Origin of the sequence: Streptomyces sp. NPDC047000 (assembly GCF_040644295.1) — a bacterium.
In the GTDB taxonomy this organism is placed as follows: Bacteria; Actinomycetota; Actinomycetes; order Streptomycetales; family Streptomycetaceae; genus Streptomyces.
Genome location: NZ_JBEYWE010000055.1, coordinates 1 through 11,907, shown reverse-complemented (window position 1 = coordinate 11,907; position 11,907 = coordinate 1). Strand labels below are relative to the sequence as shown.

Genomic DNA, 11,907 nt, shown 5'->3' with positions numbered 1-11,907 from the left:
CAGCGGGCGGCCAGCCGGGACACCAGCAGCAGGCCGCGGCCCGCCTCACCGGTCCCGGCGGCCTCCGGGGTCCCGGGGCGGCGCGGGAGGCGTTCCGCTGGCTCCGCGACGATCAGCACCAGATCGTCGCGGGGTTCGGTGCCGTACCCGATGCCCCAGCCGTCCAGGCGGAGGGCGGCCGGACGGGGGGCAGCCGGATTGGGGGGTGCCGGTGAGGGCGGTGATGGCAGATGGGCTGCCGGGTCCGTTCGCCATGCCGAACACCGTGCCGTCGGTCGCGTAGCGTTACGCGTGGTGACGCGCCGACGCGGGGCTGTTGTAAGCGTGGTGCGTCGACGAGTACGAAGCGCACGGCGTGACGGCGTCCCCCTGTGGGGCGTTGGTCGGGGGGAGGCGGTGGTGACATGTCAGAGCGTACGAGTGCGGCTGCGGACGGCGGCGGGACGACGGTTGTGGGTGTCGGGGACGAGTGGGAGAACGACGACGGCAGCGGGCGACGGCCCGAGAAGAACGCCGGTCGGGGCGTGGTGGTGGCCTTCGGCCTGACCATGAAGACCCTCCGGCTCCGAGCGGGCCTGGACCGCGTCGAGTTCGGCCGCCGGATCGGCTACTCGCCGTCCACGGTCGCCGCGTTCGAGCAGGGGCGGAGGATTCCGTCACCGACGGCCATCGACCAGGCCGACGAGGTGCTGGAGGCGGGCGGTCTGCTGCGCCTGTGGAAGGAGGAGCTGGAGAAGGCGCAGTATCCGGTGTTCTTCCAGGGAATGGCGCTGCTGGAGAAGGAGTGTATCGAGCTGCTCATGTACGACACCCACGTCGTCAACGGCCTGCTCCAGACCGAGGAGTACATGAGGGCGCTGCTGGCCATGCGGCGACCGCCCCTGGATCAGGAGACGGTGGATCAGCGGGTGTCCGCCCGGCTGGCCCGGCACGGCATCCTCGACCGGAAGCCCACACCGTTGCTGAGCTTCGTGGTCAACGAAGCCGTACTGCGGCATCGTTACGGCGGCACGGATGTTCGGCGAGGCCAACTGGAGCAACTCCTCCTGATCGGCGAGAAGGCGAACGTCGAGATCCAAGTCATGCCCACCGAGTGCGTGGACAACGCGGGCGTGAACGGGCCGTTCACCGTAGTCACGCGTAAGGACGGCAAGAAGTTCGTCTACACCGAGACCCATGCGACCAGCGCCCTCGAAACCGATACGGCACAGACAGTTCTCGCCGCCGCCCGTTATGGGATTATCCGGTCACAGGCTCTCAGTCCGCGAGAGTCAACGGCGTTCATCGAAGGGTTGCTGGGATCGCTATGAACAACGCTGAGGCCTCGGCCGTCACCTCCGACCTCGCCTGGTTCAAGAGCAGCTACAGCGGGACCGAGGGTGGTCAGTGCGTGGAGGTCGCCGCTGCTACGACCGCTGTGCGCGTCCGGGACTCCAAGGCTGTCACCGGCCCCGTCCTCACTGTGTCGCATGCAACGTGGGCGGGATTCGTCGAGCTGGCCTCGTCGGAGCCCGGCGTCTGACGTTCGTAGGATCGTGAGAGCCCTGCCGGTTCCCTTCGGACGGCAGAGCTCTCACGTCGGTTCAGCTAGATGTCACCTGGCTCCCAACCGGCCGCGCACAGGCAACGAGTGAACTCGGTCTGAGCGAGGCGCAGTTCATCCTTGTCACCTGCTGTCAGGGACGGCGCACCACGCATCGGCGCAGCAGCGGCTCCAGGCGCAGCTGGGTATCCTCACGGTCGAACACCTGGAGGACGTCGAGGCAGTTGACGATCCAGTGCGCTTCATCCTCATTGTCGATGTGGACCGCTACGGCGGTCACCGCACTGTCCAAGTCGAACAGCCCGTCCTCGAACTCCTCATCAATCGCCCGGTAACCGGTGGCGAGCAGCGGGTCCGCGTACACCCCGGTCGCCTCGACGAACTCGTCGGTCGCGGCACGGTCCGTGAACAGACCTGCCAGACGGCGCAGCGCCTCGTCGGGGTCGCCAGTCTCACCGTGCAGCCGGTACGCCCTGTCGACGAGTACCGGCCAGCCGCCGGTCAGGTCGTGGAGCCTCCCCAGCCGGTCGTCCGTGTGGAACATCTCGACGCGCTGCGCCCAGCCGCGCAGACCGCGGCGGTCGTGCCGGCGCAGCACCACGGGGACGGCCGAGGCCGGCTCGGTTCCCGTCAGCAGCGTGCGCCACAGCTCCAGCTGTGCGGGATCGGTGACGAGGACCACCGCCCGGGTCACTCCCGGGGTGGTGGGCAGCATCGTCTCGGCCAGATCCACGGCCTCCCGGCAGGCCTCGGGGCGGGCCGGATAGGTGGCGAAGTCACTGATGACGACCCGTCGTTCACGCGGCGCACCGCCCGTGAGCTCCTGTTTGTAGACGCTGGCCCTGCCGATGGGCGGCAGTTTCCAGTCGGCGATGCGGCCGGCGATCGCACGCAGTGTGTCACCGACGTCGGTCACCCCGGTGGCGGTGGTGCCGAAGACCACCCTGGTCTGGTTGGAACGCTCACCGAGAAGGTCGTCCAGCTGCGTGACGGTAAGCGGAGCCGGACGGCCGTCGGGCAGCTCCGGACGGCCCTCCTGCACAATGCTTTCCTGGAGCCTGCAGTCCTCCTCCGCCCTCACCAGCCGGGCCTCCACCTCGTGGGAGGTGCCGATCATGCGCAGGGCGTTCGGACCGCGCAGGTGCCAGCCCTGTCCATCATGGTTGGGTGCGAGGACGCCGAGGCCGACCATCTCGGAGAGATAGGCGCGGAAGCCCTCGGTGTCGAGCTGTTTGAAGCCCTTGCGCCAGAACGTCTCGCACTCCTCGCGCAGTTCCGCGTCGCTCAGCCGTACTTCCAGGCCCCGGTGGCGCGCGTGGTAGGCCAGCACGTTGGCAATCACGTCGTATCGGTGGTCCAGGACCAGCGTGTCCTTGAACGCCGCCGAGATACCGTCCCTGAGAGCGGTGTCCGACTCGACGATCTCGATGTCGTCGACGTCCACGAGGTACGGAGGCCCCTCCGCCCCACGCCGGGTCCTCTTGCGATGCATCCGCTCGACGAGCCGGTGACCGAACATCTGCAGCAGGAAGGGCTGGTAGGAGCAGTAACCGAGCACCCGGTTGACGAGGTACACGTCGCGGAACTCGAAGCCCAGCGCCCGCATCGGTTCCACGAGCAGTTCGGCGGCGAACTGCGGAGGGAGCGGACCGATCACCTTGGGGGTCTGCGCCAGATGGCCGAACGGACCGTTGCTCGCCAGCTTGGAGAAGCGCTGGACGGAGTGCAGCCCGGCGAAGACGACCTTGGCCCGGTCCTTGGTGTCGGAGCCGAGGCCCTTGAGTTTCTTGGTCTGGTCGAAGCGAGGAGCGTCCGCCTCGAAGAACTGGTCGCACTCGTCGAGCAGGATCAGCAGACGGCGCCGGGAGTCTCCGTCGAGCCAGGTCCGGATCGCGGCACGTACCCGTTCGGAGATGTCCTGCCGCTTTCCGCGACCCTGGGGCCGGCTCATCACCTGGGCCGCAGTCAGTTCCCGGTCGAGGACGCTCCAGAGCGCTTCCGGTCCCAGTGAGCTGCCCTTGCCGATGTTCTCCTGGTCGAGATTGATGCACACGGCGTGGTGGTAACCGGGCCGCTGTTCCGCGAACCGCTCCCCGGCGTCGCTGAGCAGGGCCGACTTACCCAGGCCCCGACCGCCGAAGATGACCTGAGTGCCGAGCGGGTTGAGGATGCTCTTACGTTCGGCGTCACGGCCGTAGAACATTTCGCCACCGATGCGGCCGCGCTTCTCCCTGATGTACGGGTTGACGCCGGAGAACGGCAGCAGTACCTGCGTGGCCGTGCTGACCTGGCGGTTGCCCCGGGCCGCGAGATAGGCGAGAGCGGCGTCGTCCACGACGAGCAACGGCTGCTTCTGGTCGTCCGAGCCGGTGGCGAGTTCCACCCGGGTCTCGCGGGCCATCGTGCCGAAGTAGACGACGAGAAGGCTCGTCTCGCTGGTGTCGCGGGACGCCAGGCTCACGACGACCTTGGCATTGGGACGGCCCCAGACCATCAGCACGCGCAGAGTGCCGCCCTGTTCCTTGATCTGCGAGCCGAACGCCGGTGCCTTCGCCCTGCCGTTGATCTCCACCTCGGTCGCCTCGAAGAGGCGGTACTCGCGTCGGTGCGGCGACCGCTCATCAAGTGGCCTGGCGCTCTTGGCATCATAGCCAAGGAGTTTGAGGAGCGGAGGCACTTGCCGCTTCGCGGACACATCGAGTCTGTCCTTCGGCTCGGTCGCGCCCAACTCCCGCCACTCGTCCAAGGCGTCGGCAGCCAGTGCCGCCTCGTCGCTGGAGAGGGTGCCGTAGTCCAGGACGGGCAGCACCAGGTGCTTGCCGCCGGACCGGACGAGATCGACGAGGTCACGGTCGATGCCCTTGGGCAGGCCGTCGGGCACGACCGGGAAGAACTCGGTGAGGTGGGACTCACCCGCCTCGATCTCCGGTACGGGTTCACCGATCTCCAGGAAGTAGACGAGGTCGGCCGCCGTGGCCAGGCCGCCGGTGTCCAGGTGGCGCAGGACCTGGGCCCGCTGGTCGGTGTTGAGGTCCAAGGCATCGAGCCTGGCCCGGATCCGGTCGGCCGCCTGCTGCCGGAAGGTCGGCAGGTCGCTCCGGACGGCGTCGAGCGCACGCCGTACGGCCGTCAGATCCTGTGTCGCGGTGTCGTCGAGCCGATCGCGGGCACCGGCCAGCAGTTCCTGCAGGCGCAGATCCTGGTCTTCGGTCAGGGCGCCGTCGGCCTGTGCGCGGTACAGCTCGGCGAGGAGGTCATCATGGTCCTGCCGCAGTTCTGTGCGCCGGGTGGCCTCGCGTGCGGCGATCTCGGCGGCCGTGGGCGGGACGAACTCCCCGGCCTGTGCGTCGGGCAGCGCTTCACCACGTGCCAGGCCGGCAATGGTGCGGACCGCAGTGAAAGCGTCGTGGGTGAGCCGCTCCGCGAGCGCCTCGTCCCATCCTCGGTCCACGGCGGTCAGCAGCCGGTCGAGTGCCGGCCGCTCCTCGCTGGTGTCACACACCTTCAGCAGTTCGGCATCCAGAACGAGTTCCGGGGCGACCGCGCACTCGGGGCGTGTGGTTCCGGTGTCACCCGCCAGCAGGGCGAACAGTTCGGTCATTGAGGTGCGTGCCGCCCATGCCTCCGCGGCGGCCACGGCGCCGGGCCGTCGCGTCAGCTGTTCGAGCTCCTCCAGCACCGCCTTCTTGCCATCCAGCAGCGTCTGCCGCAGGGAGGAGATCTCCTTGGCCGCACGGTTTCCCTCGGACCGGCCACCGCGGCGGGCGCCGTCGACCGTCAGGCACCACTCCTTGGCCAGTCCGGCGGCCCGCTCCACGAGGTGCACCAGATCCTGCCGCCCGGAGCCCTGGAGGGGCTTGCCACTGGACGAGCGGTGCTTGCGGTCCATACGGTCGATCTCATTGTTGATCTCGGTCAGCTTCGAGAGGCGTTCGGCCCGTTCCCGGACCTGCGGCACCGCGGCACGGTGGCCACGGGCCACGGGGCCGAGCAGCGAGCCGAGCATCCCGTCCTCCGCCAGCCACCGCTTGGCGATCTCCGTCGCCCGCGCGAACCTCAGCTTCGGCGGTGCGAGCAGTGCGGAGCACTGCTCGCCCAGCTCCCGCAGCCGGACCTCCGTCTCGGCGGCATCGGCGATGACGACCAGCGGTGAAGCGATCATCAGCACACCGCTGAGGGCCCGGTCGGCGACGGCGGTTGCCGCCTCCCCCAGCCGATCCGGCAACCTGGGCACCAGGGCCTTGAGCTGGGCACCCGCCAGATGGTCGCCAGTGATGAGCGCGGTACGCAACAGGGCGGGCAGCAGGACGAGTTCGCTGCTGTCCGCGTCGTCGCCCGCGTGTCCCCCGTACTGCTGGAGCAGGCCCGCGGTCAGCCGGGCGCTGCGGCTGTCACCGGAGCTGAGCAGCGCGGCGGCACCGGCCAACCGGAGGGCGGCCGTCTGAGACGCGGGATGACCGGCGGCCCTCGCCACATGATGGGCAAGGCCGAAGCGGCGCTCCACGATCAGACGGGCCAGCGCCTGATCGGCGACGGTCCGGTCGGAGTCGTCGTCGGACGGAGCAGCGAGCACGGACGAGGCCGGGGCCGGTTCCACAGCGGGTGCCGGTGCGTCCTCAGCGGCTGCTGCGGTGACGACCGGCACGGGTACCGGGCCCGGTACGGGCTCGGGTGCGGGTGCAGGTGCGGTCAGGTCGCCCTGTTCCTCCGCCGTCGGCGCCACTGCGTCCTTGGCGGTGGATGCCTGAGCTTCTGCGTCATCAGGGCGCGGGACAAACGAGGCGGCCCGGGCAGGTACGGCTGTCTCCGGTTCCCGGTAGATACTAGGCGACACCCCCTCGGCGGAACCGGCGGCGCTCTCCGCCGGGTCTCCCGTCGGTTCGCCGGTCTCCCCGTACCCGTCGGCGCGCGGGTACGGGGCCTCCTCAGCCGTCGGGCCACTCACGGGCTCCGCACCGTCCATCTCAACGGTGCCGGTGGCATCCGGGCCGGCCACGGCTCCGGCAGTTCCGCCGGCTCGGCCCTCGTCGCAGGCGTCATCCGGTTGCGGCAGCGTCAGTTCGTGCGCCATGAACGCCGCCATAGCGCAGGCGGGCAGCACGCGTACGACCTGATCCTGGAGGGCCAGGATCTCCACCGCGGCATCCGCGTCCCGCTCCAGCCGGACGAGCCGCACCAGAGCGGCGAGTGCGGCGCCCTCCTGTTGCTGGGCCTCCTCCCACACCGCTGCGTCCAGCAGGCGGCAGGCCGCACCGCGCGCGGCTTCGGCGGCGGAGGCGGCAGAGCTGCCTCCGGGGCAGGAGACGTCCAGCAGCTCCCGCAGCGCCTGCCGGGCCTCACGGTCGCGTTCCTTTACCTCCCGGTGCGCTTGTGCGACCCGCACCATGTCCTTCAGGCGGCGGGGCACCTCCTCGATACCTGCCGCGCGAAACACCGCCTCGGCACTGCCGAAGCCTGCGCCCAGCGCTGCGAGCTCAGCCAGGTCGCCGTCGCCCGGCGGGCACCCGTCCGCGACCGAAGCCGTCACGCGCTCCGCAGCCTGCCGGGCGTCAGTGAGAGCGGACTCCAGCCGGTGGCACGCCTCCTCCGGGTCCGGCACCTGCCCGATGGCGGATGCCGGACCCGAGGTCTCGGACGCGGCGGTCTCCGCTACGGTACTCATCGCGCCGAGCCGGTCAGGAGCGGCAGCGGACTCACGCTCCCCGTCATAGGGAGGCCGTGATTCTCTGTCGTGCGGATCACCGGGTTCGAAGCCGGGGCTCGCCATCGTGACGGCCCGGGCGGCCTCACCCACAGCGGCCAGTCTCGCGGTCTCCTTCTCGTCGTCGGATACCGTCCCGAACCAGTCCTGTTCCGCCGCCCAGCCAAGGAGGTGGGCGTCGGCGACAGAGGCATTGCACCAGGAGAACACGGCAGCCCGGACCAGTTTCCCGCCCCACCGGGAGACGGGGTCGGGCACCGTCTGGTCACCCTGGGCGAAGACGAACCCGGCCACCTGGTTCCGCACGGTGCCCGTGAGGGCCCTGACTCCGCAGGTGCATGCGTGCTGCCGTACGTCACGTCGCAGCCTGGCGAGAATGTCCCGGCACAAGGCGCCGCCTGCCCGTCGGGGAGCCGCCATGCGAATTCCCAGGTTGCCGAGCAGCTTCTGCCGGTCCTTGGGCGGGAGAGAGTTGAACGCGAGTTCGACCATTCCGGCCGTGAGATCGTTCAGCGCGGCGGCAGCCGGGTTGTCCAGGGCGTTCAGCGCGGCGGCGAGGCTTCCCAGGTCCTCGACGGGCGCGTTGGGCGGGGACAACGGTGGCCCCGCGATGACGTGGTAGCGGTCATGCATGGATGCGTGCTCCGTTTCTGCCGCTGCGTGCGGTGCTGCGACTGGTTGCGGCTCTGCCACCGGCTGCGTGTTTCCGGCTCGCTCGGTGCGAGGGCTGCCGGGGCAGGAGTCTGGAGGAAGCAGGAAGTCGGGACCCGCGGGGAGCAAAGGCGAGGATCACTGGCCGCGCAGATGCTCGGTGACGAATGTGTAGCCGCGGGGCAGTTCCCAGCCGTCCGCCTTGCCGAGCCGTGCGCAGTACTCCCGGAAGGCCGTGCGCTGGGCTTCGCTGGGTGAGCAGCCCGGCCGCAGACGCCGCAGGTGGCCGGGGACGAACTGGATGCCGCGCAGGCTCCCGCCGCCCGTTTCCATGCCGCCCCACGGATGTATCACCCGCTGCCGAGCAGGCCGATAACCGATGAGGGGGATGGTCGGCTCCCCAGCACGGGCCGGATGGTGCGGCTGGCCCCAGATGTCGCGGCTGCCGTAGGCCGGCTGCAGGATCCGTTCCGCCAGCAGTTCCGCGACGGCCGCCTCCAGTTCCCTGACCTGCGACAGCGCCGGCCGGCGACCGTAGGCCGCACGCGGCAGGCCCGTACGGTCGAGCAGGGCATGACCGTACGGCGTCAGCAGACCGCAACGGCGCACCGTGCGCATCACCAGGTCCCGGGGGCCGAGTCCCACCGCGGTGTCGCCACGGCGGTCACTGCCCGGAGCGTCCTCCCTGGTGAGGACGCAGGGATCGAAGCAGTGCCCGATCACACGGTCACCAATCTGTACCGGTTCGCCGAGCCGTACCGTGGCCGCTCGGATCACGCTGCCACCGCGGGTCAGGCACAGCTCGAGCATCAGGCCGGGGAAGAAGTCGCCGGGCCAGAGAACCGACGTCAACCGCTCGGATCCATCGCCGAGTTCGGCAATCACCTGTTGGACCGGCCCGCTCCCGTCCGACGGTCGGCCGGAGTGCCGGAGTTCGAGTCCCAGCGCGGGATGCGGGCCGTGCGTCCGGAGCAGTTCCCGGGCAGCGCGTGGATACAAGGGCAGCCATCCGCCGATGAGATGGGCAAGCCGTAGCGGCGACCGCCAGACGATCTCCCGTTCATCGGCCCGGAGCAGCTCGCTGGGACCAAGAGCGGCATCATCGGCGAGAGGTAGATCGACCGGTTCCAACTCGCTTTCCCGTAGGGGCTCATGCTCTGCCTCCGGCTCTGCCTCCGGCTCTGCCTCCGGCTCCGGCTCCGGCTCCGGCTCCGGCTCCGGCTCCGGCTCCGGCTCCGGCTCCGGCTCCGGCAGGACGGTAGCGGTGGACGCCCAGCCGAGTCCCGCCGGGATCAGCGGATCTCCGGCGGTCTCCGCGTCACCGGGATGATGCGAGCGCCACACGCCTCCGCTCTCGAAGGCGTCGTCAAGCGAAACTCTCGTGCCGTTCCCGAACAGACCCTGCTCGCTGTCCCGTCGAACGACATCGGCGAGCGCCAGGTTCGCCCGGCACACCGCTGCGGCGTAGCCGACACCTCTCAGCACCTCCGCGGCCCCGGGGAACCCTCGAAGCCGCGGTCCGACAGCCGTGTACACGGTGACGGGAGCGCTCAGGCCGTGGCGCCGTTTCATCGGAACAGCCGCATGCTCCACCGCCGCGGCAAGGGACCTGAGGTCGTCCCCGCCCAGGGGCCCGGTGTCTCGCCAGCAGTCCGCGAGGGAGGCCCGGGTCATGGCGTACGCGTCCCAGGTGCGCAGCGTCTCGCTGGATTCGAGGACACCTCGCACGGTGTCGAGGAGACCGAGCAGACCAGCGCGCAGATCGTCGTCACTCGTACCGCCGACCAGTTCGGCAAGGGAGACGGGAACGTAGGGACTGAGCAACTGCGCCCGTGCGGTAGTCAGCAAGTGGTCGGCGTAGCAGGTCGGTTCGTCGCGTCGGGCAGCCTCCTGGGAGGGGTGGCGGACGTCGACGACGACATGGCCGTCCTCGTTGATCCATCGCCGTCGGGTACGCAGCCGGTGGAGCTGGGTCGGTGACAGGCTCAGGGCAGGACCGAAAGCCTGGAGGTCTGGGATCAGGAGCTCCCTGCGTCGTGGAGCGGTGTCGTCCCCCGGCCTGCCCGGCCCCTCGGCGCCTGCGGGTGCCCCGGACACCCAGGCCGGGACGTCGCCGAGGACTCCTGTCTCCGGGTGAGCGCCTTCCCTGTGAACGATCTCGGCGTAGAGCGGGTCCGAACCGGTGGCAACGCACACCATGGCACCGACGGGGAGCACTGGGGCACACTGCCCAAAGGTGATCACTGGGAAGTCGTCGAGGCGCAGCGGGCTGCCGCCGTAGCCGTCGCCGCCGAGGTCGTAGCCGAAGTACACGGCGTTGAAGGCGACGTTGGTGTGCACCGGCGTCGCGCGAGCTGCGACGACCGCTTCGAGATACCGCAGGAGCCGTTCTCGGTCCTCATCGGGCACAGCGCCGTAACCGCGTGTCATGGAGGCAGTCAGCAGCGCCCGGTCTCCGTACGGATCGGGCACCTCCACACCATGACCGAACACCACGGAAAGCTCGCATCGACCGAGTTCACCGATTACCGCCGATCCGTACGGATCCCCGCCCATCACACCTCCACCGCGCTACAGGACTCCCCAGCCCTGCGTGTGGTATTTCCGCAGACTATGCCTGTCCGTGACTTTCAGGCGCCACCTTCGTGTTTCATGACAGTTATCAACCGATCATGTCGAATACATCCCCACGTCAGCGCTCATTGCGCTCACACCATAAGCATCCAGAAGGTTGCGGGCGGGCTCGTTGCCTGACGATGCGACAGTCTGGGGGTAGGTGCGGCAGGATCCGTGATCATGTCGTCGAGGTTGGAGTCTGCGTCGCGGGAGGCTCTCCTCGCGGTGATTCGGACTGCTCCAGCGGCAGAACGAGGAGTTGGCAGCAGCCAATGAGTCGTTGACCGCGCGGGTGTCAAAGCTGGAGCGGCGTCTTGGCCGCAACTCGGGCAACTCCTCGATGCCGTCGTCGTCGGACACCTTCGGGCGGCCGGGAGAGAAGACGGCACCCCAGAGCGGGCGCAAGCGGGGCCGTCAGCCCGGGGCGGGCGAGACCGGACTCTCCATATCCGAGCACCCCGACGTCACCGAGGACCATGTCCCGGCGGCCTGCACGGGATGCAGGAGCGCGCTGGGCCAGGGCGACTGAGGACCTGGAAAAACTGCAGCACTCGGCCGGCGGCCGCTACTACAACACCCTGGATCTTCCACGCGGCCCGTGAACATCAACGTCTCTACCCCAGCCCTGACCAGCAGAACTACAGCCTCACTGCTTGATCCCGACCGTCACTTCAGAAGATCCGCACCCAACAGCTATGGCCGCCCCGGAATCCTGCAGGGCGGCCACAGGGGTTGCTGCGCCAGGCGCAGCCTTGTTTTGATGCTGCCTCCATCACAGGACAGCATGCTGATCAAGTCGGGTACCGGACGACCCTGTCCGAGGTCCGTGTCCGACAGGCTCAGACGGAGTCCGGGGCGGTCCCCTTGTGCAGGACCGCCCCCCCGTACCGCCCGGGTGATATCCGCCGCAGCCTCTCGGTCCTGGCCCGAGTCGGGCAGGAAGACCGTGCCGAAGCTTCCCTTGTCTCCCCAGGTACAGGCGTTGAACCGCTGGCCGGCCACCGTCCGATACGGCAGGCAGCGCAGGGCGCCGCCGAGACGGCCGGCGTCGGCCGACCAGGCCCTGTCCGGCGCTGGTCGGAAGGGCCGCCGGATGCGCAGCTACGGGCCCCGGAAGAGTCCGTCGGCGGGGTTCGGTGAGGAAGGCCTCCAGCGCGTCCTGGGGGTCGGGCTCGGCCAGCGCGAACGTCGTCGTCAGATACTCGGCCGCCGTCTCACGCAGTGTCCGCGCGGCCGGTGTGGGCCTCATGACGCGCCATCGCCCCCGTCTCCGCTGCCCCCAAGGCCCGCCACGACCACCCCCGGCGCCCGGTACCGGACCGCCCGCAGGTGATCACGCCCACTCTACGACCGGCCACCGACAGAGCCCCCGGTTCCCGGGTATCCGGCGGGGAGG

The 11,907-nt window shown here is 69.5% G+C and carries 5 protein-coding genes; 3 read left to right on the top strand and 2 right to left on the bottom strand.

The features are described from left to right. Positions 1 to 404: 404 nt before the first annotated feature. Both ABZ862_RS37795 and ABZ862_RS37790 read left to right on the top strand, forming a co-directional pair. Positions 405 to 1,310, top strand: a complete 906-nt coding sequence (locus ABZ862_RS37795; RefSeq protein ID WP_360968965.1) for a helix-turn-helix transcriptional regulator — start codon at positions 405 to 407, stop codon at positions 1,308 to 1,310. Beyond that, the gene (locus ABZ862_RS37790) at positions 1,307 to 1,522 is read left to right on the top strand and encodes a DUF397 domain-containing protein (RefSeq protein ID WP_360968962.1); all 216 of its coding nucleotides are present in this window, start codon (positions 1,307 to 1,309) and stop codon (positions 1,520 to 1,522) included. The genes ABZ862_RS37795 and ABZ862_RS37790 overlap by 4 nt, the downstream gene beginning before the upstream one ends. A 154-nt stretch (positions 1,523 to 1,676) precedes the next feature. Here the strand turns inward: ABZ862_RS37790 and ABZ862_RS37785 are convergent, their stop codons facing one another. Beyond that, positions 1,677 to 7,877 (bottom strand): hypothetical protein, encoded by a 6,201-nt coding sequence (locus tag ABZ862_RS37785; RefSeq protein WP_360968959.1) that lies wholly within the window; start codon positions 7,875 to 7,877, stop codon positions 1,677 to 1,679. Positions 7,878 to 8,033: 156 nt separating this feature from the next. Beyond that, complete coding sequence (locus ABZ862_RS37780) at positions 8,034 to 10,325, bottom strand: hypothetical protein (RefSeq protein WP_360968956.1); 2,292 nt, start codon at positions 10,323 to 10,325, stop codon at positions 8,034 to 8,036. A gap of 445 nt (positions 10,326 to 10,770) precedes the next feature. On the opposite strand from ABZ862_RS37780, the gene ABZ862_RS37775 reads away from it, so the two are divergent. Beyond that, positions 10,771 to 11,040, top strand: coding sequence for a DUF6444 domain-containing protein (locus tag ABZ862_RS37775; protein WP_360968953.1), 270 nt, complete (start codon positions 10,771 to 10,773; stop codon positions 11,038 to 11,040). Positions 11,041 to 11,907 lie beyond the last annotated feature (867 nt).